The organism is Pseudomonas sp. R-28-1W-6 (assembly GCF_009799925.1).
In the GTDB taxonomy this organism is placed as follows: domain Bacteria; phylum Pseudomonadota; class Gammaproteobacteria; order Pseudomonadales; family Pseudomonadaceae; genus Aquipseudomonas.
The window spans coordinates 31878-56712 of sequence record NZ_WELK01000010.1; the positions used below are offsets into that span (position 1 = coordinate 31878).

General features: G+C 66.7%; 22 protein-coding genes. 9 read left to right on the plus strand and 13 right to left on the minus strand.

Going from position 1 to position 24835, the window contains the following annotated elements:
• Window positions 1–37: 37 nt before the first annotated feature.
• From nahK to F3I62_RS16255, 6 genes are all read right to left on the minus strand, one after another.
• On the minus strand, window positions 38–2668 hold the full coding sequence (gene nahK, locus F3I62_RS16230; protein ID WP_160490684.1) for a hybrid sensor histidine kinase/response regulator NahK/ErcS': 2631 nt from the start codon (window positions 2666–2668) through the stop codon (window positions 38–40).
• The gene (gene nosP, locus F3I62_RS16235; RefSeq protein ID WP_160490685.1) at window positions 2601–3761 is read right to left on the minus strand and encodes a nitric oxide-sensing protein NosP; all 1161 of its coding nucleotides are present in this window, start codon (window positions 3759–3761) and stop codon (window positions 2601–2603) included. The genes nahK and nosP overlap by 68 nt, the downstream gene beginning before the upstream one ends.
• A gap of 288 nt (window positions 3762–4049) precedes the next feature.
• Complete coding sequence (locus F3I62_RS16240) at window positions 4050–4451, minus strand: hypothetical protein (RefSeq protein WP_160490686.1); 402 nt, start codon at window positions 4449–4451, stop codon at window positions 4050–4052.
• Between the two features lie 85 nt (window positions 4452–4536).
• The gene (locus F3I62_RS16245) at window positions 4537–5739 is read right to left on the minus strand and encodes a porin (protein ID WP_160490687.1); all 1203 of its coding nucleotides are present in this window, start codon (window positions 5737–5739) and stop codon (window positions 4537–4539) included.
• Window positions 5740–6194: 455 nt separating this feature from the next.
• On the minus strand, window positions 6195–8609 hold the full coding sequence (gene pqqF / locus F3I62_RS16250; protein WP_160490688.1) for a pyrroloquinoline quinone biosynthesis protein PqqF: 2415 nt from the start codon (window positions 8607–8609) through the stop codon (window positions 6195–6197).
• Between the two features lie 164 nt (window positions 8610–8773).
• On the minus strand, window positions 8774–10279 hold the full coding sequence (locus tag F3I62_RS16255) for a lytic transglycosylase F (protein WP_305984662.1): 1506 nt from the start codon (window positions 10277–10279) through the stop codon (window positions 8774–8776).
• A 466-nt stretch (window positions 10280–10745) separates the two neighbouring features.
• Here F3I62_RS16255 and dusA point away from each other — a divergent pair, with 466 nt between their 5' ends.
• Together dusA and tal are read left to right on the plus strand one after the other, a co-directional pair.
• Window positions 10746–11756 carry a tRNA dihydrouridine(20/20a) synthase DusA gene (gene dusA / locus F3I62_RS16260; protein WP_160490689.1) on the plus strand — a complete coding sequence of 337 codons (1011 nt, stop codon included), beginning with the start codon at window positions 10746–10748 and terminating at the stop codon, window positions 11754–11756.
• 76 nt (window positions 11757–11832) lie between these two features.
• Entirely contained in the window at window positions 11833–12756 is a 924-nt protein-coding gene (gene tal / locus F3I62_RS16265; RefSeq protein WP_160490690.1) for a transaldolase, read from the plus strand.
• Between the two features lie 62 nt (window positions 12757–12818).
• Here tal and rssC read toward each other — a convergent pair whose 3' ends face one another.
• Together rssC and rssB are read right to left on the minus strand one after the other, a co-directional pair.
• Window positions 12819–13313, minus strand: a complete 495-nt coding sequence (rssC, locus tag F3I62_RS16270) for an anti-sigma factor antagonist RssC (RefSeq protein WP_160490691.1) — start codon at window positions 13311–13313, stop codon at window positions 12819–12821.
• Complete coding sequence (rssB, locus tag F3I62_RS16275; RefSeq protein WP_160490692.1) at window positions 13310–14494, minus strand: two-component system response regulator RssB; 1185 nt, start codon at window positions 14492–14494, stop codon at window positions 13310–13312. Before rssB ends, rssC begins: the two co-directional genes overlap by 4 nt.
• 216 nt (window positions 14495–14710) lie before the next feature.
• Between rssB and F3I62_RS16280 the strand changes: the two genes are divergently transcribed.
• Window positions 14711–15010, plus strand: a complete 300-nt coding sequence (locus F3I62_RS16280) for a PilZ domain-containing protein (RefSeq protein ID WP_160490693.1) — start codon at window positions 14711–14713, stop codon at window positions 15008–15010.
• 59 nt (window positions 15011–15069) lie between these two features.
• Here F3I62_RS16280 and F3I62_RS16285 read toward each other — a convergent pair whose 3' ends face one another.
• Window positions 15070–15771 carry a VacJ family lipoprotein gene (locus tag F3I62_RS16285; RefSeq protein ID WP_160490694.1) on the minus strand — a complete coding sequence of 234 codons (702 nt, stop codon included), beginning with the start codon at window positions 15769–15771 and terminating at the stop codon, window positions 15070–15072.
• A 108-nt stretch (window positions 15772–15879) separates the two neighbouring features.
• Here F3I62_RS16285 and F3I62_RS16290 point away from each other — a divergent pair, with 108 nt between their 5' ends.
• The 3 genes from F3I62_RS16290 (at window position 15880) to F3I62_RS16300 (ending at window position 17550) form a co-directional block, all read left to right on the plus strand.
• The gene (locus F3I62_RS16290; RefSeq protein WP_160490695.1) at window positions 15880–16296 is read left to right on the plus strand and encodes a thioesterase family protein; all 417 of its coding nucleotides are present in this window, start codon (window positions 15880–15882) and stop codon (window positions 16294–16296) included.
• 68 nt (window positions 16297–16364) lie between these two features.
• Complete coding sequence (locus tag F3I62_RS16295) at window positions 16365–17015, plus strand: HAD family phosphatase (protein ID WP_160490696.1); 651 nt, start codon at window positions 16365–16367, stop codon at window positions 17013–17015.
• Window positions 17016–17286: 271 nt separating this feature from the next.
• A complete protein-coding gene (locus tag F3I62_RS16300) occupies window positions 17287–17550 on the plus strand; it encodes a DUF4404 family protein (RefSeq protein WP_160081140.1) in 264 nt (87 codons plus the stop codon).
• Between the two features lie 42 nt (window positions 17551–17592).
• On the opposite strand, the gene queF is transcribed toward F3I62_RS16300, so the two are convergent.
• From queF to F3I62_RS16320, 4 genes are all read right to left on the minus strand, one after another.
• Window positions 17593–18423 (minus strand): NADPH-dependent 7-cyano-7-deazaguanine reductase QueF, encoded by an 831-nt coding sequence (gene queF, locus F3I62_RS16305; RefSeq protein ID WP_160490697.1) that lies wholly within the window; start codon window positions 18421–18423, stop codon window positions 17593–17595.
• Window positions 18424–18653: 230 nt separating this feature from the next.
• Window positions 18654–19358 carry a copper resistance protein B gene (locus F3I62_RS16310; RefSeq protein WP_160490698.1) on the minus strand — a complete coding sequence of 235 codons (705 nt, stop codon included), beginning with the start codon at window positions 19356–19358 and terminating at the stop codon, window positions 18654–18656.
• Window positions 19345–21147, minus strand: coding sequence for a copper resistance system multicopper oxidase (locus F3I62_RS16315; RefSeq protein WP_372240145.1), 1803 nt, complete (start codon window positions 21145–21147; stop codon window positions 19345–19347). Before F3I62_RS16315 ends, F3I62_RS16310 begins: the two co-directional genes overlap by 14 nt.
• A complete protein-coding gene (locus F3I62_RS16320; protein WP_160490699.1) occupies window positions 21144–21674 on the minus strand; it encodes a plastocyanin/azurin family copper-binding protein in 531 nt (176 codons plus the stop codon). Before F3I62_RS16320 ends, F3I62_RS16315 begins: the two co-directional genes overlap by 4 nt.
• 174 nt (window positions 21675–21848) lie before the next feature.
• Here F3I62_RS16320 and F3I62_RS16325 point away from each other — a divergent pair, with 174 nt between their 5' ends.
• From F3I62_RS16325 to F3I62_RS16335, 3 genes are all read left to right on the plus strand, one after another.
• Window positions 21849–22526 carry a heavy metal response regulator transcription factor gene (locus F3I62_RS16325; RefSeq protein WP_160490700.1) on the plus strand — a complete coding sequence of 226 codons (678 nt, stop codon included), beginning with the start codon at window positions 21849–21851 and terminating at the stop codon, window positions 22524–22526.
• Window positions 22526–23860, plus strand: coding sequence for a heavy metal sensor histidine kinase (locus F3I62_RS16330; RefSeq protein ID WP_160490701.1), 1335 nt, complete (start codon window positions 22526–22528; stop codon window positions 23858–23860). The genes F3I62_RS16325 and F3I62_RS16330 overlap by 1 nt, the downstream gene beginning before the upstream one ends.
• 114 nt (window positions 23861–23974) lie before the next feature.
• Entirely contained in the window at window positions 23975–24688 is a 714-nt protein-coding gene (locus F3I62_RS16335; protein WP_218572909.1) for a tRNA (adenine(22)-N(1))-methyltransferase TrmK, read from the plus strand.
• Window positions 24689–24835: the final 147 nt, after the last annotated feature.

Genomic DNA, 24835 nt, shown 5'->3' on the forward strand with positions numbered 1-24835 from the left:
ACCAACAGGCCACTCCGCGCCCCGATGGCCACACGCCCTACCGCCGCTGCAACAACAGATGACTCAAACTGGTCTTCAGCTTCATCGGCTTGACCGGCTTGTGCAGCAGGGTATGCCCCAGCTCGCGCAGGGTCTGCTTGAGTTCGTTGCTGTAGTTGGCGGTGAGCATCAGCGCCGGCAGCGGTTCGCCGCGGCGGGCGTTGATTTCGGTGATGGCCTGCACGCCGTCGCGGCCGTCGTCGAGGTGGTAGTCGGCGATCAGGATGTCGGCGCCGGCATGGTAGTTGTCGACCTGGCGCGCCAGGTCGTCTTCCGATAGCGCGGTGACCACCCGGCAGCCCCAGCCTTCGAGCAGGGTGCGCATGCCGGCGCAGATCGCCGCGTCGTTATCCAGCACCCAGATGCGCGCCCCGCGCAGACATTCGACCGCCATCGGCAGGGCCTCCGGCTTCTGCTGCAGGACGCTGACCCGGCGGGTCAGCGGCACCTCGATGGCGAACAGCGAGCCCTTGCCCAGGCAGGAGCTGACCCGCACCCGGTGGCCGAGCATGCGCACGATCTTGTCGACGATCGCCAGGCCCAGGCCGAGGCCACGGTCCTGGTGGCGCTGGCCCTCGCCGCGCTTGAACTCTTGGAACACCTCCTGCAGCTTGTCCTCGGCGATGCCCATGCCGGTGTCCCACACCTCGATCGACAGGCTCTGCCCACGCCGGCGGCAGCCGAGCAGGATGCGTCCCTTGGCGGTGTAGCGGATGGCGTTGGTCAGCAGGTTGCGCAGGATCCGCGCGAGCAGCTGGATGTCGCTGCGCACGCAGGCCGAGCTGGGCACGAACTGCAGGGTCAGGCCTTCGCTGGCGGCCAGCTGGCGGAACTCGGCGGCGAGGTTTTCCAGCAGGTCGCCGACGGCGAAGCTGCTGATGTCCGGCTTGATCACCCCGGCATCCAGCTTGGAGATGTCGACCAGGGTGCCGAGCAGGTTCTCCACGTCCTGCAGCGAGTTGCTGACGTTGCGGATCAGCCCGTGGCTGGCCTCGGCGTGGCGCTGTTCAAGCAGCGCGCTGGTGAACAGGCGCGCGGCGTTCAGCGGTTGCAGCAGGTCGTGGCTGACCGCGGCGAGGAACTTGGTCTTCGACAGGTTGGCCTGTTCGGCCTCCTGCTTGGCCTCGCGCAGGCGCGACTCGACCCGGCTGCGCTCGTCGATCTCGCCGACCAGCTGGCGATTGAGGCTGGTCAGTTCGGCGGTGCGCTCGCGCACCCGCAGCTCGAGGTTCTGGTAGGCCTGGTGCAGCGCCTCGGCGGTGCGTCGGCGTTCGGTGATGTCGCGGATCAGCACGAAGATCCCCACCACCTCGCCGCTGGCCAGGCGATTGGGCACGTAGGAGCGCAGCATGTAGCGCTGCTGGCCGGCGAAGTTGGTCTCGGCCATCTCGAAGGTCACGCTCTCGCCGGACAGCGCGCGCTCCACGTAGGGCGCCAGCTGCCGCCAGTGCTCATCGCTGTGGATGTCGCGCAGGCTCTGGCCGAGCATGCCGGCGTGCGGCCAGTGGTACCACTCCTCGTAGACCTTGTTGGTGAACTCGTAGACCAGGTCGGCATTCAGGTAGGCGATCAGCGCCGGCACGTGGTCGGTGATCAGGCGGATCCAGCGCTCGCTCTCGCTCAGCGCCTGGGCCTGGCGGAAGCGCTCGGTGATGTCGGTGAAGGTGTTGACGAAGCCGCCGGTGGGCAGCGGATGGGTGCGCACTTCGAGCATGCGCCCGTCGAACAGGCGCTGTTCGCATTCGTGCAGCGGCTCGCCGTGCGCGTCGCGGCTGGCCGGGGTGAGCAGCTGCAGCTCGCTCTCGCCCATGATCTCGGCAAACGGCCGGTGCGCCTCGATCGGCGCCAGGCCGCAGAGTTCCAGGAAGCGGTGGTTCCACAGTTCCAGGATGCCCTCGGCATTGACCATGGCCACGCCCTGGGACAGGTTGTCGACGGCGCGCTGCAGCAGGCGAGACTTCTGCGCCAGGGCCTGTTCGCGGCGCTGGGTCTCGCTCTGCTTGAGTTCGGTGATGTCGGTGTAGAGGATCACCAGGCCGCCCTCGCGGGTCGGCCGTTCGCTGACCTGCACCCAGCGCCCGTTCATCAGGCGGTAGAGGGTGTGGCCGTCGCCGCGCCCGCGCTGTTCTTCGACGATCAGCCCGGTGCTGCCCGCCAGGCGCTTGATTTCCGCCAGGCGCATGCCGGCGCCGATGCGCGCCCGGGTGCGCGACCAGAACTCCTTGAAGCGGCTGTTGAACAGGACGATGCGCTGGTCCTTGTCGAACAGCACGAAGGCGTCGGAGATGCTCTCGATGGCATCGATCAGGTGCTGGTGGGCGGTTTCCGCGCGCAGCCGCGCATCGCTGAGCAGGCGGTTGCTGGAGGTCAGTTCGGTCAGCGCCTGGTTCAGCGCATCGGTGCGTTCGCGCACCTGCTCGGCCAGCACCACCGAGTGCTGGAAGGCGGCATAGCCGTCGGAGCGCAGCGAGTGGCCGGACTCGACCCGCTCGATCAGCGCGGCATTGATCGTGCGCAGGCGCGCGTTCTGCGCCTCCAGCTCGGCAACCCGCGCCTCCAGCTCAGTCCTGGCTATGGTCGGGGCGTCCGATGGCGACCCCGGTGAAGGTCTGGTTGATGTGCATGCCATTGAACTGTTCCCCGTAGGTGTTGAAGCCGATCACCCGCTGCTCGCGCAGGAAGGCGGAGACTGCCGGCATCTCGCTGCCGCCGGAGAGTTCCAGGCGGCGCAGCACGCAGTCGCAACCGATGGTCAGCAGCGGCGCGCCCAGGCGCCCGCGCAGGCGCTGGAACTGCCGCTGCAGGTTGGGCAGCAGCGGCCCCGGCGTCATCGCGGTGAGGACGATGCCGTTCTCCACCGCGCAGTAGAAGGTCAGGCTGCCATCGGCGTTCACCTGCTGGATCGAGCGGATGTAGTACTGCTCCTTGATCCGCACGGCCAGCGGGTGGGCGGCGAAGGTGCGCATGTCCAGCTCGGCCAGCGGCACGCCGATCAGCCGCGCGTATTCCTCGGCGGCCGGCGCGGCGTTGAGCTCCAGCACCCGCCGCGACTCGGAGTCGGCGCGGGTGACCACCAGCTTGTCCGCCCGCGGCTCGATGTGGTGGCTGGTGAACACCTCGAAGTCCAGCCAGGTGTTGACCAGCACCACCACCGCCGCGCCGCTGTGGAACTGGCCGTCGTAGTAGACGTGGGTGCGGGTCAGGTGGTTGTCGTCGCCGGCCGAGCCGCCGAAATGCGGGATGCTGCCCAGCGCCGCGCTGAGCGCGGCGAGCACCACTTCCTCGCGGCTGGACAGGCCGTCGAGCAGGGTCAGGGCGAAGCTGTGGTCGGTGATCGGCGCCAGGGCGTTGCCGCGGCAGTCGCGCACCAGGCGCTCGACCAGCTGCTGGGCGTCGATCAGGTTGAAGCGGTCCATTTCGTCGATCAGCGCGCTGGCGATGGAGAAGCTGCGGTGGTCGAAGCCGATGGCGCTGACGCAGCCCTGGCTGTAGCCCTCGGCGGTGATCTCGCCGGCGCTGGTGCAGCCGACCACGCTGAGGCCGCCGAAATAGGCCTGCAGCGCCGGGCCCAGGGCCTCCAGGTCGTACTCGGCGGAGCAGAAGAACAGCACGAAGCCCAGGTGCGGGTGCAGCAGCTGGCGCGCCAGCTCCTGCGCCACCTGCTCGGCCTCGCGGGCGTGCGACACGGCGGTGACCACGCCTTCGGTTTGCTCATGCCGCATCAGGCCAACCCCATACACATAGTCGCTATGGGGGCATTCTAGGAAGGTGCCCGGCCCAGCCCCATGCTACTTGGGTAGCGAAGGGACTAGTCCGAAAGTAGCGGCGCCGGCCTGATCCGTAGGGTGCGCCGTGTGCACCGGACAAGCACGCGCCGGCCGGCGGTGCGCGCGGCGCACCCTACGCAGCCGAGTCCCTCACACCGGCATCACCACCGGCCACAAGGCCGTAGGGTGCGCCGTGCGCACCGGGTTAACCACGCGCAAGCCCGCAGGTGCGCGCGGCGCACCCTACACGTGCACAACCACCGGCCAGCACAGCAGCACCAGGGCCAGCATGCCGCTGTAGAAGCCGATTTCCAGGGTTTCACTGAGCGGCTGGATGCGCCGGATGGCGCCGTAGAGGTGCACGGCGATCATCAGTACGGCAACCGCCGCGAGCATTTCGAAGACGACGTTCATGGCTTCTCCCGTCAGCGCCGCACGCAGCATCAGCGCCTCCACGATCAGAATGAAGGCGCCGAGGCAGCGCCCAAAATAGATGGCCAGGTGGGTTTCCAGCGGAATGCGCCAGCCCATCCAGCGCGCCCACCACAGCGGCACGCAGAAGATCGGCAGGGCGAAGACCAGGGTGGTGGCGATGCACAGCCAGAGCAGGAAGTCCTGGCTATGGGCGTTCCAGAGTCCGATCACCTTTGTTGCTCCTTTAGGGTTGGCAGCGGGCAGAAAAAAGGCGGGCCCGCTTGCGCATGACCCGCCCTGCTCGCTCGTTACCGGCTTACCAGCTGAGCACCGCACCCACGGCAAAGGTGTCGGTGTCTTCGCCCAGGCCGGAACCCTGCTCGGCGTCGATCTCGTACTGGTTGTACTCGGCGACCAGCTTGAGGTTGTCGTTGATGGTGCGGAAGTAGGCCACGCCGCGGGTCTCGTAGTCGGCGGCGGTACCCAGGCCGTTGCCGTCGTCCTCGGTCTTGCCATAGGACAGGGCGAAGCGGTTCTTGCCGCTGGTGTAGGAGCCCTGCAGCAGGTAGCCGTCGCTGTCGATCTCGCGCAGGGTGGCTTCGCCGGCGTTGTTGGTGAAGAACGGGTTGATGCCTTCGGCCTGGAAGCCGGAGCCGGTCAGCGACAGGCCGCCGATCTTGGCCTGCACGCCATAACCGACGCCCTGGGAGGTGACACTGTCGATTTCGTCGTTGGTGTTGTCGGAGGTCTGGTAACCGCCGTTGATCCAGGAGTAGATCTGCGCCCCGCCGACGTCGAACTGGTAGCTGACTTCAGACTCGAAACGCGGGTTCTCCTGGTAGGCCTTGTCGTCCAGGCCGTTGCTGGTGTCCTGGTCGATCTGGTTGGAGTCGATCGGGTCCATGATGCCCACCGCCACGCGCAGGCCTTCGGCCAGACCGTTGTTGCGGTAGGTGATCTGCGAGGTGGGGAACGGATACGGATAGCCGGTGCCGATGTTGCCGAAGGACACGCCGCCGCCATCGACCAGGCCGAGGGTGTCGCTGACGTTGCCGAAGCCGGCCAGCAGTTCGTCGAGGAAGATGTTGGAACGGGAGAACAGGCCGAAATCCTTGCCGATCAGCACTTCGCCCCACTCCGGGTTGGCCACGGTGCCGTAGAACTGGCGCACGTCGATGGCGGTGTCGGTGCCGTTCTGCTCGCCATCGTTGATGGTCACCCAGAAGGACGAGCGGCCGCCCAGCTTGAGGTCGTCGACCTGCTTGCCGAAGTTGAAGCCGATCCAGTTCGGCAGGAAGCCCATCTTCACCCGCGACTGGCGACGGTCGAACACATCATCCTCGCGGTCCACGTCGCTGTTGACGTAGAAGGCGTTGATGTAGCCGTCGGTGGCGAAGGTGGTGTCATCCTTGTCGTACAGCATGATCTCGGCAGTGGCTTGCTGGGCCATACCGCAGGCCAGCACGCTGGCGATGGCAAGAGGCAGGAGCTTGAGGTTGGCGATCTTTTTGTTGTGCATGGCGCTCTCCGGGGAGTGGGACGACTGAGCGGTCAGCCGCGTCGGAGGGATTATTCGGAGCGGCCCCGGCCGGCCATACGCTGCCTTGGGCGCGAATCGCCGCTGCTTTGCGCGCGCGCCGCAGGTCGCGCACCGGCGCGGGGCGAAAGCCCTAGTCCGCTGGCAGCAGAAGGTCGTACGCCGCAGGAGAGGCACCCGCTACTTGTGCAGGAGAGGCGCGCAGGCGTGAGCCACGGCCGCATCGGCACAGGGGATGAGGAAGGAAAAGACCGGCCGCAACTCGAACGATTGTGCCGTCACGCTTTTGTGGGAGCGGCTTTAGCCGCGATGACGGACGCCCAAGCGGATCGCGGCTAAAGCCGCTCCTACAAAGAGCCTCGCCAACCTTCGGGCTGGCTCGGTTCTGTAGGGTGCGCCGTGCGCACCGCAGGCCCGTACGTGAATCCTGGCGCACCCTACGCGGTGGGTTGCCCCGCGTTGCTCAGTACCAGCCAGGGTTGGGTGGCGAGCAGCGCCGCCAGCCGCGCGCCCAGCTCGGCCGGGCTCAACTGCTGCACGGCAAGGTCCAGCCGCGCCTCCAGCTGCCCGGCCAGCCAGGCCTGGCAGCTGGCCTCCAATGCCTCGTCCAGGCTGGCGCCGGCACTCTGCAGCTGCGCCAGAGTCAGCGCGAGCAACGCCTGCCAGTCGGCCGGCGCAAGCGCCGACAGACGTTGCGCCTGCTCGGCGAGAAAGTCCTGCAGCGCCTGCCAGATGGCCGGCGCCGAGGCGGTCGCCGACTGCACGGCAAACAGCAACCCGGCCTGGCCGGCGAACTGCCGGTAGCCGCAGAAAAGCGCATAGCCCAGCGCCTGCTCATCGCGCAGGCGCTGCTGGAAGGCCGCCGGCAGGCATTGCCCAAGCACACGCCAGGCCACCTGCCCGATCTCATCGGCCGGCTCCGGCACGAACAGCAGCAGCGCGCATTCACTGCCCGCTAATCTCACCTGCTGCCAGCGCGGCGCCCGCTCGACGCCGGGCTGCCGCGCGGGCTCGGCGTCCAGGTGCAGCCCGGCCTGCGCGCAGACCGCCGCCAGTTGCCCGGCCAGACTCGGCGCATGGCTGAGCAGCAGGCCCGCCGCCTTATCCGGCAGCGCCCTGCCCTCGCCCGCCGACGCGCCATGCAGATGCTCCGGCAAGCGCTGCAGCAACTGGCGCAAAGCGATTCCACCCAGCGGCTCGGCACCGGCATCCGACGCCATCGGCCAGGGCTGGCGCAGCAGCGCCAGGGACTCGGCCAGCACAACCGGCAAGATCCCGACCGGCCCCAGCAGGCGCAGACTCAATGCCGTACCACAGGCCTGCAACAGCAGACGCAGCCCGGCCCGCCAGGCCTGGCGCTGCAGGGGCTGCAGGCGCTTCTGCAACTGGCGCAGGCCGCTCGTCCCCGGCGCCGCGCCGGGCCACAGCAGGCACAACCCGGCCAGTTCCGCCGTCGACCAGTTGGGCACCCGGCAGGCGCCCGTCCAGACCGCGGCCGGCAACGCGGCCAGCACGGGCAGCTCAGCCGGCCACAGGGCATCGACAAAGGCCGAATGCAAGGGCGGGCAGGCCGGGGCGCGCTCCTCGGCCAGGGCCAGGGCAAAGCCGGTGGTCACGCTCACGGGCAGCGGGCGCGCGTCGAGCAGCAGCACCAGGCAGCGCCGCGCATGCCAGACCTCGCACAGTGCCTGCATGCTTTGTCGTGCGCTATCGAGATCGTCGAAGGGCTGCTCCAGCAACTGCCGGGCCTGCTCCAGCGCGCTCAGCAGCGGCCAACGCTGGCGGCGGATCGTCCGCCAGCGCTGCAGCGCCGCCTCGTCCACCAGCCGTGGGGCGAAGCGCAGCAGCCAGTCGCCCAGCAGCTGGCGGATCTGCCCGCGGCGCGCCACGCCACCCGATTGCAAGCGGCAGTCGAACAGCAGCAGGGCCTGCTCACCGTGCTGAAACACCAGGCGCGTCTGCACCGCGCTGCACAGACCGGCGGCCTGCAGCTCGCCGAGCAGGCCGCCGGGGCTGTTGTGCTCCAGGGCCAGTTGCAGCAACTGCAGCAACAGCGGCACGCCACGCCCCTGCTGCTCCAGGGCCAGCACCAGCTGATATCGCGGCGCGCTGCCGGGCAGGCTCAGGTGCAGCTCGCGGGCACAGCCCAGCTGCAGCGGCGCCCGCGTTGGCTGGCGCAACGCCTGGCGTCCCATGGCCAGGCGCTGCAGCAATGGCTCCAGCGCCGGCAGGCCATCGGCCAGCGGGAAGCGGCTGACCAGCACCAGGCGGATACAGCCACGGCCATAAATGGCCCGTTGATAGTCGCGCAGGGCCTGCTGGAAGGCCTGCTGCTCCAGCGGCAGGCTGGCGCGCTGACCGGCATGAAAGGCGGCGGCGCCATGACCGGGGTTGAGCGCCTGAGCAATGGCGGCGTCCACCAGGGTCTCGAGATCGGCTGAGCGCAGCTGGAACTCGGCCTCCAGCACCTCGCGCTCGGCCTGCTGGGCGACGGGTTCCAGCAACGGCTGCAGCAACTGGTCGACCAGCCGCGCGCAGGCGCCGGACAAGGCTGCTTCGGGCAACTGGAAATGGAACAGGGTTCGCGTGCCCAGGGTGCTGGCATTGACCTGCCCGGCATGACGCTGGACGAAGCCCATCAGCCCATCGCCGCCGGCAAAGCCCTGGCTGCCGCGAAATACCAGGTGTTCGAGAAAATGCGCCAGGCCCGGGTAGGCCGCCGGCTCGTCATGGCTGCCGCCGTCCAGCTCCAGCGCCAGGGCCGCCTGCAGACTATCCGGGGCGTGCAGCCAGAGCAGCTCGAGCCCGGGGCCGAACCGTTGGCGATGCAGCTGTTGCCCGGGCGCCAGCACGCGTATACCTCTGCCAGTGTTGCGTAGACGCTAGCCTGCTACGCGCGCCAGTCGCCAGCAATAGTGCTTTGGGAGCAATTCCCCACGACGGCGCCCGGGGCTGGCTGCCGCGCCAGGCCGGACCACCCGCGCCCGGCATGGCAATCTGCATGGCTTTAACCGCTCTAGAGCTGCTTTTTACTGGCCGCCCGCTGCTCCTGCTTCTCGGCCACCAGCTTGTAGGCCACGTAGTACTTGTAGATGTTGCCGACATAGTCGACGGTCTCGCGGCCGACGATGCGTGCGGCGGCATGCTCGACGTTGCCGAACCAGACGTTCGGATCCAGCCCGGACTTCAGCGCCAGACGGCGGAACTTTCGCAGATTGCCGGGCCCTGCGTTGTAGGCGGCGAAGCTCATCAGGGTTCGGTTGAGCGGGGTGATCTCGGGGTCATTCAGGTACTTGTCGGCGAGCAGACGCATGTACTTGCTACCGGCCTCGATATTGCGATCGGGGCTGGCCTCTATGCCCTGGATCCCTACGGTCGGATCGGCGGCGGTGCTCGGCAGCAGCTGCATCACCCCCACAGCGCCCCGCGGGCTGCGTGCAGCCTGGTTGAGCTGGGATTCCTGAAAGCCCTGGGCCATCAACATCAGGTGGTCAAAGTCATAGGTCGCGGCATGCTTCTCGAACAGGCCCGCCAGTTCCTTGAACTTGCGCATTTCGGCCTCGGCCGTGGAGTTGAGCATCAACTTGCTGCCGGCCCCGTACTTCTTGAGGACCTGATTGCCGAAGGAGGTACCCTTCATGTGGCCCTCCTGGAAGCGCGCCAGCTCCTTCATCAGCAGCGGGCTGCCCTTGCGCAGGGCCCAGCTGGCTTCGCCGCCTTCATGCAGATAGAAACCCTTGTGGATCTTCAGCTCGGTGAACAGCGGCTGCCACAGCTCGGCGATATAAAGATCGGCCACGGTGATCTCGACCACGCCGGCATTGACCATTTCCAGCAGGTCCTCGGTTTCGAGGACCTCACTGGCCGGCACTATATCGACCGGTTCGAGCCCCTGCTCGCGCAGGCGCTCGTTCAGCCGCAGCAGATGCTCGTGATAGCTGCTCGAGGCCCGCACCATCACTTCCCGGCCGGACAGATCCTCCAGTCGCGACAACACCGGGCCATCGGGGCCGGTCACTATGGCCTCGTTAATCCCCTTGACGCCCACGGGTGCGAAGTCCACCGTGCCGAGCCGGCCCTCGGTGATGGTCAGACCACCACCGGCGAGATCGCCCTCACCACTGAGCAGCTTGGGCAGCAGCTCGTTGCGCGCCACCGGAATGAACATCACCTGCCAGCGCAGCGACTTGCGCTCGAAAGGGTGCTGCTTGTTCAGCCACAGTTCCAGCGCCTTGCCGAACTCATAGGCCAGGCCGCTCTGATGCCCGCGGTCGACCATGAAGTAGGTCTTGCTATAGGGCACCAGGATACGCACCAAGCGCCGCTCGCGCATGCCGTCGAAGTCACCGACCCAGGCTTCTGGCACCGGCAGCACCATGGCATCGACCTCGTCTTCCTCGGCCTTGCTGAGTTGCTCGGCGGGTAGAGAGGCTTCGGACTGAACAGGGTTCGGCGAAGCAAAGGACCAGCCGGCCATAAGCGCCAGCGGTAGGCAGATGAGCGCGATCAGGCGGTGACGCATGGTTAACACCTCGCATGGAAGGACTGGGGTCAGGGTAGCAGTTCCGCATCAGAGCGGCTCCGGACAGCCGTGCGACCGATAGCAGCAGCCCGAGTGAGCCGGAACTTTGCCGCCAGCCTGGGCCCGAACCCCAGCATCCATGGAGTTCATTCGCCACGGGCCTGCTCCACCCGCTCCGACCGATCGGCTCGCAATCCGCTGCATCGCCAGGCCATCCAGCGCGCAGGGTCTTGCCAAGCGTTTGCCAGGCGCCGGTCGCCCGCCTGGCTTTCCTGATAGACTTGCACGCCATCGCGCATGACGCGGGCCTGAGCTGTGTAGCCGCAGGTCCCATCCTTGCGTTTTCGCTTCCTGATCGTCGCCATGGTCGATTTGGCACACGGGCCGATGTGACTGGTACAACGTACCGGGGAAAGCTCAAGAACAAGCGAAAACGGGCGAAATAGAGCCGAAAAGACGCACCAACATGCCCACAGAATCAGCCTCAAAAGCACATAGCACGCGCCAAACTCCTTCCCGCCGCTTCTCCGTCGCGCCGATGATGGACTGGACTGACCGGCACTGCCGCTTCTTCCTGCGCCAGCTGTCCAGCCAGGCGCTGCTGTACACCGAAATGGTCACCACCGGCGCCCTGCTGCATGGCGAGGCCGAGCGCTTTTTGCGCTATAACGCCTGCGAGCACCCGTTGGCCCTGCAGCTGGGTGGCAGCAACCCGGCGGAACTGGCGGCCTGCGCGAAGCTGGCCGAGGCGCATGGCTACGACGAGGTCAACCTGAACGTCGGCTGCCCCAGCGACCGGGTGCAGAACAACATGATCGGCGCCTGCCTGATGGGCCATCCGCAGCTGGTGGCCGACTGCGTCAAGGCCATGCAGGACGCAGTGGCCATCCCGGTCACGGTCAAGCACCGCATCGGCATCAACGGCCGCGACAGCTATGCCGAGCTGTGCGACTTCGTCGGTACCGTGCGCGATGCTGGCTGCACCAGCTTCACCGTGCATGCGCGCATCGCCATTCTCGAAGGCCTGTCGCCCAAGGAAAACCGCGAAGTGCCGCCGCTGCGCTATGACGTCGCCGCGCAGCTCAAGCAGGACTTCCCCGCGCTGGAGATCATCCTCAACGGCGGGATCAAGACCCTGGAGGAATGCCAGCTGCACCTGCAGACCTTCGACGGCGTGATGCTCGGCCGCGAGGCCTATCACAACCCCTATCTGCTGGCCCAGGTCGACCAGTTGCTGTTCGGCCAGGATCGCCCGGTGCTCAGCCGCGCCGAGGCGCTGGCACGCATGCGCCCGTACATCGAGCAGCACATCGCCGAGGGCGGCGTGATGCATCACATCACCCGCCATGTGCTGGGCCTGGCCCAGGGTTTCCCCGGCGCGCGGCGCTTCCGTCAGCTGCTGTCGGTGGACGTGCACAAGGTCAAGGACCCGCTGGCCCTGCTCGACCAGGCCGGCGAACTGCTCGCCGGTCGCTGAAACCTGCAAGCCAGACCGTTGAGCGGCACTCGCCGCTCGGGTAAGGTCATGACACTTGCAACGACAGGGTTTCGTCATGACTTCCAAGCTGGACCAACTCAAGCAGTACACCACCGTGGTCGCCGACACCGGCGACCTCGACGCGATCAGCCGGCTCCAGCCGGTAGACGCCACCACCAATCCTTCCCTGCTGCTCAAGGCCGCCGCGCTGCCGCGCTATGCCCCTCTGCTGGATGAAGCCGTCGCCGGCTGCCAGGGCGACCTGGGCCTGGCCTGCGACCGTTTCGGCGTGGCCGTCGGCCAGGAGATCCTCAAGGTGATTCCGGGGCGCATCTCCACCGAGGTGGATGCGCGCCTGTCCTTCGACACCCAGGCCACCCTGCGCCGCGCCGAGCGCATCATCGGCCTGTACGAGCAGGCCGGCATCGGCCGCGAGCGCGTGCTGATCAAGATCGCCTCCACCTGGGAAGGCATCCGCGCCGCCGAGCAGCTGGAAAAGGCCGGCATCCAGTGCAACCTGACCCTGCTGTTCTCCTTCGCCCAGGCCGTGGCCTGCGCCGATGCCGGCGTGTTCCTCATCTCGCCCTTCGTCGGGCGCATCTACGACTGGTACAAGAAGGCCGAGGGCCGCGACTTCGTCGGTGCCGAAGACCCCGGCGTGCGCTCGGTGGCGCGCATCTACCAGTACTACAAGGCCAATGGCTACCGGACCGTGGTGATGGGCGCGAGCTTCCGCAACCTGGGCCAGATCGAACAGTTGGCCGGCTGCGACCGCCTGACCATCAGCCCGGAGCTGCTGCAGCAACTGAGCGACGACCAGGGCGAGCTGCCGCGCCTGCTCGATGCCGGCAACGGCGAAGCCCGCCAGAGCCTGGACGAGAGCGGCTTCCGCTGGGCCCTCAACGAAGATGCCATGGCCACCGAGAAGCTGGCCGAGGGCATCCGCCTGTTCGCCCGCGACCAGGAGAAGCTCGAGGCGCTGCTCGCCGCGCGGGCCTGATTGCCGAGCAAAGAAAAAGGGCGATACCTGCACGGGTATCGCCCTTTTTTGTAGCGCTGGATTCAGCTGCGTTCCAGGGCGTTGACCAGATCGTGGAAGGCTTCGCGGTTGGACTCATTGAGGCCCATGAGGATGCGGTGGGCTTCCAGCACCTTGGCCTTGACCACTTCTTCCGAATGGTCCTGCGACGGCAGCTCATCCAGGCACTCCGGGCACGGGATCGGCTGGTCGACGATGTTGAACACCTGATCGAAGCCCATCGACTGCAGCAGACGGGTGATGTCCGGATGGGTGGTGACCAGGGTCGGCAGCAGGCCGATCTTCTGCCGCGACAGGATCGACAGCTTGGCCAGCAACCCCAGGGTCGTGCTATCGATGCTGCGGGTTTCCGTCAGATCGATGACGATCGCCGAGAAATTCAGCGCCGTGAAGATTTTTTCGATTGTGGAGTCCAGCGCCGAACACAGGGTCAGGCGGATCTCGCCGACAAACTTCAGGACGAAGGTACCGTCCTGCTCGGCAAACTGGATTCGACCGGGGCTATTCCCAGGATTCATGCAAGGTTCCTGCTCAACACCAGCAAGGCGATATCATCGGGCATCTCGCCCAGATTGGCCAGCCCGAAGACCCGACGCAGGCCATCGAGCGTGCCGCCCGCCGAACACACCAGTTGCGGCAGCACGGTTTCCTTGTCTTTGAGTGTCTCGCCGGGCAAAAGGTCCAGGATGCCGTCGGACAGCAGGGTCAGGCTGAACGACTCCGGCAGGTCCATTTCCAGGTCGGAATACACCGCCTCCTCGAACAGCCCGACCGGCAGGCCGCGGCCTTCCAGGTAACGCGCCTGGCCGTTGCTGTACAGCACCGGCAACGGCAGGTGCCCGCCGATGCTGTAGGTCAGCTTGCCGCTCTGCTCGTCGATCACCCCGCCGAGCATGGTCACGTGCTTGCCCAGCTTGCAGTTGATCAGGCCGCGGTTGATGTGCCCCAGCACATCGGAGGGCTTGAATTCGGGCAGCAGACCGCCACGGCGCGACTCGTACAACAGACGAGTGGTCATGAACTTGAGCAGCACGGTGACGAAGGCCGACGAGGCGCCATGCCCGGAGACATCGGCCAGGTAGAAGACGATGCGCCGCTCGTCGACGCGGAAGTAATCGACGAAATCGCCGGACAGGTACAGCGACGGAATGATGTGGTGGGCGAAATTCAGCCCATCAGCCTGCCAGGGGGTCACCGGCAGCATGTTCATCTGCACCTGGCGCCCGGCGTTCTGGTCTTCCTCCAGCAGGTGCAGGCTGGCCTGCAGCTCGCGGTTGGCGGTTTCCAGCTTCTCGCGGTAGCGCTGGTTCTCGACGCGCAGGTGCGCACGATCCAGGGCCCGATGCACCGAGTGCTCGAGCACCGCGAGGTCTTCCAGCGGCTTGATCAGGTAGTCGGCGGCGCCCAGCCGCAGGGCCTCGACCACATCGCTCATGACCCCGGCGCCGGAGACCACGACCACCGGCACATCGGTGTCGAGCGCATTGATCCGGCGGATCAGCTCGAGACCGTCCACCTGGGGCATGCGCAGGTCGCAGATGACCAGGTCTGGACGTTGCAGCTCGAACACTTCCAGCCCCTGCAGGCCATTGCTTGCCTGCAGGACACTGAAACCGCTGTCTTCGAGGTAGGCGGCGAGGCTGGCCCGGACCACCTCGTCATCATCAATAATCAGCAGCTTGGCGCTGGGATTGTGCATGCGTTATCCAGGCAAACGACGCCGGAGAGAGAAGTTGACGATTAGCGTGCGGCGATCGCCGCAACACCTGTGCACGGTCATTTCACGGCGCAGACGGTACTCCCATCCGCGGGGTGATTCAAGCTGGCGCCGATTGTCGTGCTGCGACTTTACACCTCAAATCGACGGGGGTTATAAGTGCCGGGAGGAGTACCCCAAAACATGAGGACAGGGTCCATGAGCCAAAGCGATCGTGCCTACAGCGAAAAACGCGATTTCATCCGCATGCGTCTGGAGGCACCAGTCACGCTGCACCTCGAAGGCCGCAGCATTCCTGCCCTGTGCCTCGACCTATCGAGCACCGGCATGCAACTGGAGGCCGAGTGCGCGCTGAGCATGGGCCAGAAGGTCAAGGTGCATATCGCCTCCGACCACAACGAGCTCAAGGGCCTGGATGCCGAAGGCGAGGTGATGCGCGTCATCGACCTGGGCGGCGGGCGCCAGTCCATCGGCCTGGCCATCCTGTCGATGACCTGAGTTACATCCGGACATGAAAAAGGCGGCCAAGGCCGCCTTTTTCATGCCTGTGCAGACAATCAGAAATCGTCCACCACCTCGCCGTCCTGCACGCGGAACTCGCGGTTCTGCAGGTAGGCGTTGCGGATGAAGATGTACTTGTCGCCGCTGACCATCTTCTCCGCCGAGAGCAGGCTGGCACGCGTGTCAACCACGTTCACGCCACGGGTGACATTGCGGGTCGGCACATGGTCGATGTAGGGGTACATGCCCAGGTAGCTGTCCGGGATCTTGGCCGGGGCGTCGCGCAGGCTGCTCGGGCCGAGGAACGGGATCACCAGGTACGGACCGCTGCCCAGGCCCCAGGCGCCGAGGGTCTGGCCGAAGTCTTCGTCGCTGCGCTGCAGGCCCATCTCGGTGGCCACGTCGAAGAAACCGAGCACGCCGAAGGTGGTGTTGAAGATCAGCCGGCCGGTATCCACGCCCGCGTCATGCACCTTGCCCTGCAGCAGGTTGTTGGCCAGGTTGCCGACGTCGCCGATGTTGCCGAAGACGTTGTGCACGCCATCCTCGAGGAACTGCGGGGTGACCTTCTGGTAGCCCTGCGCCAGCGGCTTCAGGGCGTAGGTGTCGAGGGTATCGTTGAAGCGGAACATCGGCCGGTTGAAGGCCTCCCACGGATCGTCCTCGGCAGCCTGCGCCAGTGCCGGCAGCAGAACCAGGGTGGCACAGGCACACAGGCGACCCAGGTGGTCGATCCAGCTTGCAGCGGCCATACGCATTTGCAGTCTCTCCTTGGCATTAGTAGTGTGGCGGCCCGCAGCCAGCCTTCAGTGTGGCGCAGTATAAACAGCAGTGCCGGTTAAGGCAGCAGCAAAGTGGACGAAAGCATGGCGGAACAGCAGCTCCTGCATACAGCCCATATCCCGGTTCGCTGGGGCGACATGGACAACTACGGCCACGTCAACAACACCGTCTACCTGGAGTATGTCCAGGAAGCGCGCGTGGAGTGGTTCGCCCGCGTCGGCATCGCCATCGACCACGCGCCGCAGGGGCCGGTGGTGCTGCAGACCCTGCACACCTACCTCAAGCCGGTGGTGCACCCGGCTACGGTGGTGATCGAGCTGTACGCCGGCGCGGTCGGGCGCAGCAGCCTGGTGGTCGAGCACCGCCTGAGCACCCTCGAGGACCCGCACAGCTGCTACGGCGAAGGCTACTGCAAGCTGGTCTGGATCGACCATGCCAGCAACACCTCGGTGCCGGTGCCCGACAGCCTGCGCCGCGTCATGGGCGCCCTGCCCGCCTGAAATCCCGCTGTCATCGGATCGTCACCGAACCGGCCTAGGCTGCCCGCATATCCTCGGGGACCTTCGCCATGCCCGGCTCGCCTGCTGTGCCCGTCTTCAATGCCCTGCTGCTGGGCCTCTCCGGCTGCCTGGTGGACTTTGGCGCGCGCACCCTGCCGGTCGCCCGCGCCCACTGCCTGGATGAGCGCGAGCTGTTGCCGGCGCTGCTGGCCAGTGCCGCGGAGTATGCCGAACGCCTGCCCGGGGTCGACGCGCTGCTCAACCAGCTGCAGCGCCAGCAGCTGCCCTGTGCCTGGCTCGACGAGCTGCCCGCCGCGGTCAGCACGCGCCTGGCCCGGGCCTTGCCAAGCTGGCTGCCCGCCGCCCAGGTCGGCGCGGCCCGCCCCTGGCCGGCGCCGGACAGCATCTGGCAGGCCCTCGCCGGCCTGCGGGTCGACAACCTGCACGGCTGCGTGCTGATCGCCAGCGAGCCGCGCCTGCTGCAGGCCGGGCTCAATGCCGGACTATGGTGCATCGGCCTGGCCACCTGCGGCTCGCTGTGCGGCCTGGCCCTCGGCGACTGGCAGGCCCTGCCCGGCCCGGAGCGCGACAAGTTGCGCGTCGCGGCGACCCTGCAGCTCTATCGCCTCGGCGCCCACTCGGTGATCGACCACCCCGGAGAAATCCCCGCCTGCCTGCAGGACCTGGCCATGCGCCGGCACAAGGGCGAGAAACCCTGAGAACCTGTCTCGGATCTGCTGCGCGTTGGAAAAACTGCGTTGAAAACGGCTTCGGAATGCTCATTTACAAATCGTAAACTCCGCTTCCTCAGCCGTTTTCGCCTTGTCTTTCTCTAGCTCGCGAGCCCCGAAACAGATTCTGAAAGACAAAACTTCCGGCCATTTGACCCGGATCAGGCAAGAGCGCCGCGGCTGGATTAACCTTCACGCAAAGGGACGAACCTTTGCCACGTGGCTAGGGTCCACTTTGTAGTCTTGAAGGAGAACAACCATGCCCGAACGCCTGCAGCAACATCTTCAGCAACTGCGCGAAGAGCTGGCCACCGATATCCCGCTGGACGCCGACGACCGCGCCGCCCTGCTCGAACTGATGCAGGAGATCGACCTGAAACTGGCCAAGGAGCTGGCCAGCGCACCGGATGCCAGCCTGGTCGACGGGGTCAACCTGGCCGTGGAGCGCTTTGAAACCCAGCACCCGACCCTGGCCGGCACCCTGCGCAATATCCTGCAGAGCCTGGCCAACATGGGCATCTGACCCGTCCGAATGAAAAAAGCCCGCATCACGCGGGCTTTTTGCTTACTGGCGTACCAGCCGGCGATTGTCCGGGTTGATCGGCGCCGTGCTGCGGTACGGGTTGATATCCAGCCCACCGCGGCGCACATAGCGTGCATACACCGTCAGGCTCTGCGGCTGCAGCAGGCGCTGCAGGTCGAGGAACACCCGCTCCACGCACTGCTCGTGGAAGTCCTGATGCTGGCGGAAGCTCACCACGTAGGCCAGCAGGCTGGCGGCATCCAGGCGCGGGCCACGGTACTCGACCACCAGGGTGCCCCAGTCGGGCTGGCCGGTGACCGGGCAGTTGGACTTGAGCAGGTGGCTGTACAGGGTTTCCTCGACGATCTCGCCCGCGGCGCAGCGCAACAGCTCAGGACGCGGATGGGCGTAGTCGCTGACCGCAATTTCCAGCTCGTCGACGCAGCGCCCCGGCAGCGCGGCCACGCCTTCGGCGGCCACCGTATCCAGGCTGCGCACGCGTACCGCCACCGGCGCGCCGGCACAGGCGGACAGATCGCGCGCCAGTACCTGTTCGACCTCGGCCTGGCTGGCATAGGCGCTCTGGTTCAGCGAATTGAGGTAGAGCTTGAACGACTTGGACTCGATGATGTTCGGCGAGTCGGCCGGGATGGCGAACTCGCCGATGGCCACCACCGGCTTGCCGCTCGGAGTCAACCAGGACAGTTCGTAGCAGTTCCAGTAGTCCACGCCCCGGTACGGCAGCTTGCCGGCCTCCAGCCCCAGCTCGGCCCACTTGGTGGCGCGCGGGATGGGGAACAGCAGCTCGGGGGCGTACTGGGAAACGTATTCGCTGGATTTGCCCAGCGGCGAGTGTTCGGCGGGATGCTGCATGGCGATGGCCTGGAAAGCGGAAAACGGCAGGCATTATACGCCCAAGGACCGGGGCTGCGTTTCGATCAAGCGGAGCCTCGGTGGACAAGCAAATCCTAGGGTGCGCCGTGCGCACCGGGCAGAACGCGCGGGGCCATGGTGCGCATGGCGCACCCTACGGCAGCCTGCGTTGCCCGGATGCAAGCCGGGAAGCAGGCCACTCCGCTCCATATTGCATCCGGGCTACAGCTCTATAGCCAGAACTTGAGCCCCAGCACCCAGGCGCCCTCCTCGTCATGCTCGCCTTCGTCGCGCCGCCAGTCGCCGCTGCGGCCGTAGGTCTTCTCCCAGACATAGCCGACATAGGGCGAGAACTGCGGGCTGACCCGGTAATTCAGGCGCAGCCCGGCCTCCAGGCTGCTGCCACCGGCGCCGACGCCCAGGTCGCGGTCGTCGGCCAGGGCCAGGTCGTACTCCAGCTTGGGTTCCAGCACCCAGCGCTGGGTCAGCAGCAGCTCGTACTCGGCCTCGACGCGCAGCGACGGGTCGCCGCGTTCGCTGACGAACAGGTTGGCGTCCAGCTCGATCCACTGCGGCGCCAGGCCTTTCACCCCGAGCACCGCATAGCTGCGGGCTGGCCCCGGCTGGTCGTCATGACGCAGGCCGGCCTGCCAGTCGAAGAACTCGCTGGCCATGCGCCGATACAGCAGTTGGGTCTCGCTGGAGTCGGTCGGCCCGCCATCGGCGCGCTCGCCGCTGCTTTTCAGCACCGCCTTGTGCAGGTCGTTGCCGTAGGTTGCCTCCAGCTCCCAGGCCAGGGCCTGGTCGTCGCCATCGAAACGCTGTTCCAGGTGATCGACAGCCAGCTTGGCCACCGGCATGGCGTCCATGTGCGACTCCATGGCCAGTGCCGGGGTAGCCAGCAGCAGCGCCGGCAGCAGATTAATGATGCGCATGTTCGCTCTCCTTAGCGGCCGGTTGCTCGCTGTAGAACGGCTGGGTGCTGCCGTCGGCCGCCTCGACCACAACCTTGCGGAACATGCCGCTGCCCATGTGGTAGATCAGGTGACAGTGGAAGGCCCACTCGCCCATGGCGTCGGCCGGCACGTCCACTTCCAGGGTCTGCCCCGGCGCGACGTTGACCACGTGTTTGAGCGGGTTGAACTGGCCGTTGCCCTTGTCCAGCTGCATCCACATGCCGTGCAGGTGCATGGGGTGGTTCATCATGGTCTGGTTGACGAAGCGAAAGCGCACGCGCTCGCCGTACTTGAGGCGAATCGGCTCGGCCTCGGAGTATTTCACCCCGTTGAACGACCAGAAGTAGCGCTCCATGTTGCCGGTCAACTGCAGCTCGATGGTGCGGTCCGGTGCCCGGTAGCCGGCGGCTGGGCGCATCGCCTTGAGGTCGCCGTAGACCAGCACCCGCCCGCCATCCACCGGCTCGGGGGCGATGCCGCTGCCGACGGCGTAGTCCGGGTTGTTCGCCTGGGCCATGGCCGCGTGATTCATCGCGCCATGGTCCATGCCGGCCATCTGCGAATGATCCATCCCGGCCATCGCCGAGTGATCCATCCCCGCCATGCTCGAATGGTCCATACCTGCCATGGCCGAATGATCCATGCCGGTCATGGCCGCATGATCCATGCCGGCCATCTCGCCGCCGCCCGCCGCGCCATGATCCATGCTTCCATGGTCCATGCCGGCGTGGGCCATGCCCATGTCGGCCATGCTCAGCAGGCGCGGCGCCCGCAGCTCGGGCACCTCGCCTTGCATGCCGGCCCGTGGCGCCAGGGTGGCGCGGGCATAGCCACGCCGGTCCATGGACTCGGCGAACAGGGTGTAGGCCTTGTCTTCCCTGGGCTGGACGATCACGTCGTAGGTTTCCGCCACGGCAATGCGCAGCTGGTCGACGGTCACCGGTTGCACGTCATTGCCGTCGGCCTGCACCACGGTCATCGCCAGGCCGGGGATGCGCAGGTCGAAGTAGCTCATGCCCGAGCCGTTGATGATGCGCAGACGCACGCGCTCGCCCGGCTTGAACAGCGCGGTCCAGTTCTGCTCGGCGTCGCGGCCATTGACCAGAAAGCGGAAACCGCTGACATCGGCGATGTCGGTCTTGGCCATGCGCATGTTGCCCCAGTCCCAGCGGTCCTTGAGCGCCGCGCTCCAGCCATCGCGCTGGGCGTCGCGGAACAGGTCGCCGAGGGTCGGCTGCTGGTCATTGTAGTAGTCGGCCTGCTTCTTCAGGTTGGCCAGGGTGCGCTCCGGCTTCTCGTCCTGCCAGTCGAACAGCAGCACCGTGTATTCGCGGTCGTAGCGGTACGGCTCGCGACCCTTGGGCTCGATGATCAGCGGCCCGTAGATGCCCTCCTGCTCCTGGAAGTCGGCATGGGCGTGGTACCAGTAGGTGCCGGACTGGTTGACCGTGAAGCGGTAGGTGAAGGTCTCGCCCGGCTGGATGCCGGGGAAGCTGATGCCCGGCACGCCGTCCTGGGTATAGGGCAGGATGATGCCGTGCCAGTGCAGCGCGGTCATGCGATCCAGTTTGTTGGTGACGGCGATCTCCACCGCCTCGCCTTCCTGGAAACGCAGCTCCGGCGCCGGGCTCTGGCCATTGACGGTCAGCGCCGGGCGCACGCCGTCGCTGAAGCGCACCTGGCCCTCGTCGATCACCAGTTCGTAACGGCCGGCCTGGGCGGCCAGGCTCAGGCCCAGCAGGCCGGCGGCAAGTAGCAGACGCTTCACGGCTTGACCTCGACAGCACCGACCATGCCTGCCTGATAGTGGCCGGGAATATTGCAGGCGAACTCCAGACCGGTGTTCTGGCTGAAAGTCCAGGTCAGCTCGGCGCTCTGCCCCGGTTCGAGCATTACCGTATTGGGGTCGTCATGGGTCATCTGGCCATGCTGCATGCCGCTCATGTCGTGCTGGCTATGGTCCATCTTGCCCATGTCCTGGGACATGCCGGTCGGGGTGAGCATGCCCATCTGCTGCATCATCAGCATGTGCTTCTGGTGCTCGGCGTGCATCGCCGCATCGCCCAGGCTGAATTCGTGCAGCAGCGCGCCGTCGTTCTTCAGCACGAAACGCACGGTCTCGCCGGCCTTGACCTGCACGCTGCCCGGCTCGTAGTACATGTCGCCCAGGGTGATCGTGACGGTGCGGTCGGCCTCGGCCGCCTTGCCCGGCTCACCGAAGCTGAAGTGGCCCGGAGCGGCCAGGGCCGGCAGGCTGAAGGCGCAGAGCAGCGGCAGAAGGAAACGTGCGGACATGAGCAAGGCTCCATGGATGGAAGATGGCCCACTCTAGACGCCGGCAACTGGCGCTAAGCTGACGCGAAGATTACAACTTTGTCAGCTTTGCCCACCGGCGCCGCCGGCTGGCGTATAAAGCCGGCACCAACCCAGCACGAGCACCGGCGGTGAGCCCCAGACTGTGAGTCCCAAATGAAACTGCTGATAGTCGAAGACGAACCCAAGACTGGCCAGTACCTGCGCCAGGGCCTCGCCGAGGCCGGCTTCAGCGTCGAACTGGCCACCGACGGCAGCAGCGGCGAGCTGCTGGCGCTGTCCGGCGAGCACGACCTGCTGATCCTCGACGTGATGCTGCCCGGCTGCGACGGCTGGCAGATCCTGCGCAGCGTGCGGGCCGCCGGCCTGGACACCCCGGTGCTGTTCCTCACCGCCAGGGACGCCGTGGAGGACCGCGTGCGCGGCCTGGAGGCCGGCGCCGACGATTACCTGGTCAAGCCCTTCGCCTTCACCGAGCTGCTGGCCCGCGTGCGCACCCTGCTGCGCCGCAGCAACGGCGTGGCGCAGGACAGCCAGCTGCAACTGGCCGACCTGTCCCTCGACCTGCTGCGCCGCCGCGCCGAACGCGCCGGCCAGCGCATCGAACTGACCGCCAAGGAATTCGCCCTGCTCGAACTGCTGCTGCGCCGCCAGGGCGAGGTGCTGCCCAAGTCACTGATCGCCTCGCAGGTGTGGGACATGAATTTCGACAGCGACACCAATGTCATCGAGGTGGCCATCCGCCGCCTGCGCGCCAAGGTCGACGACGGCTTCGCCCAGCCGCTGATCCACACCGTGCGCGGCATGGGCTATGTGCTGGAGGCGCGCCACTGATGTCGCTCGCCAATCGCCTGGCCCTGCTGTTCGCCGCCTGCGCCGCGGCCGTGGCGCTGGTCGCAGGCGCCCTGTTCACCCGCGCCAGCGAGGCGCACTTCGTCGAACTGGACCGCCAGCAACTGCAGGGCAAGCTGGTGGTGTTCGCCGAGCTGCTGCAGGGCGCGTCGGACACCGAGACTCTCGCCGCGCGCCGCCCGCAACTGCAGCAGGAGCTGCAGCGACACCCCGAGCTGGCGTTGCGCATCCAGAGCGCGGACGGCCAGCTATGGTTCACCAGCCAGCCACTGCTCGCCCACCTACCGCAAGGCGACGCACAGATCAGCCGCTGGCAACACCAGGGCACCGACTTTCGCGTGATTGAGGAGCAACTGGACAACGGCCTGCACCTGAGCCTGCTGCTAGACATCACCCACCACCAGCACTTCCTGCAGCGGATGCAGCGGCTGATCTGGCTCTGCGTCGGCCTCTCGGCCCTGGCCACCGCGCTGCTCGGCGCCTGGGCGGCACGCCGCGGCCTGCGCCCGCTGCGCAACATGACCGCAGTGGCGCAACAGGTTTCCGCCAGCTCGCTGACCACCCGCCTGCCAACCCGGGGCCTGCCCACCGAACTGAGCGAACTGGTGCAGGCCTCCAACGCCATGCTGGCGCGCCTGGAAGACGCCTTCGCCCGCCTCTCCGCGTTCTCCGCCGATATCGCCCATGAGCTGCGCACGCCGCTGTCCAACCTGCTGACCCAGACCCAGGTGATCCTCAGCCAGCCACGGGCGCTGGAGGACTACCAGGAAGCACTGCACTCCAACCTGGAGGAACTGCAGCACCTGGCGCAGATGGTCGGCGACATGCTGCTGCTGGCCAAGGCCGAACACGGCCTGCTGCAGACCCGCCGGGAAACCCTAGAACTGGGCGCTGAGCTGGCGGCCATGGCCGAGTACTTCGCCCCGCTGGTCGAGGATGCCGGTGTCACCCTGCGGGTCGCCGGCCAAGCCGCGCTCAGCGCCGACCGCGGCCTGCTGCGCCATGCCCTGAGCAACCTGATCGACAACGCCCTGCGCTTCACCCCCAGCGGCGGCGAGCTGCACCTGAGCACGGCAAGCATGGGCGCCACGGTACGCATCGAAGTGGCCAATCAGGGCCCGGAGATTCCCGCCGCATTGCGCGAGCGCCTGTTCGACCGCTTCTACCGCGCCGACCCGGCCCGCCGCGAAGGCAATGCCGAGCACGCCGGCCTCGGCCTGGCCATCACCCGCTCCATCGTCCGCGCCCATGGCGGTGAGATCCGCTGCGAGTCGGCCGAGGGCTGGACGCGCTTTATCCTGGAGTTCCCCACCTAGCAGGCCGCGCCCTGGCACTGGTCGCCGGAATTTGCCAGGCACGCTGTTGCCCGCCAGAATCGCGCGCCGATCCGGCCCAACGTGCCGGACGCCCGTGGTGAAAAGAGGCAGCAGTTGAACGAACAGCGATTATCCGAGCGCCTGGAGCGCGTGGCGGCACATGTGCCGGCCGGTGCGCGGCTGGCCGATATCGGCTCGGATCACGGCTACCTGCTCGTCGCCTTGGTGAAGCGCGGCGCGATCGCGGCGGCGGTGGCCGGCGAGGTGGCGTTGACGCCGTTTCACGCGGCGCAACGCAGCGTGCGCGAGAATGGCCTGAGCCAGCGAATCAGCGTACGCCTGGCCAATGGCCTGGCAGCGATCGAGCCAGCAGACGGCGTCACGGCGATCAGCCTCTGCGGCATGGGCGGCGAGACGATCCGCGACATCCTCGACCGCGACCAGGCGCGCCTGAGCGGCGAGGAGCGCCTGATCCTGCAGCCCAACGGCGGCGAGCAGCCCCTGCGCCACTGGCTGATGGAACATGGCTACCGCATCCTCGGCGAGGAAGTACTGCGGGAAAACCGCTTCAACTACGAAATCATCGTCGCCGAGCGCAGCGAGCCGGTGCGGTATAGCGCCCAGGAGCTGTACTTCGGCCCCCTGCAATTACAGGAACGCAGCTCGGCATTTCTGGCCAAGTGGCAGCGCCTATTGCGCCTGAAACAGTGCACCCTGAGCCACTTCGCCCGAGCACGGCAGGCTGTGCCCGAGGAGAAGGTGCAAGCGCTCACACAACAGATCGGGTGGATCAGCGAACTGCTTGCTCAAGAAGGCGCGAAGCGCTGAAGGGTGCGTTTCCAGTACTCGCAGCGCGCCGGTAGCCCAGCCTGAACCCACATTCTCTTGGCCTGCACAACGACCCAAAGCGGTCGGTGGCGACGGGCACAAAGCGGCCAGAAGCAGTCACTCGTCAAGACAGCCTCCGACCCAGCA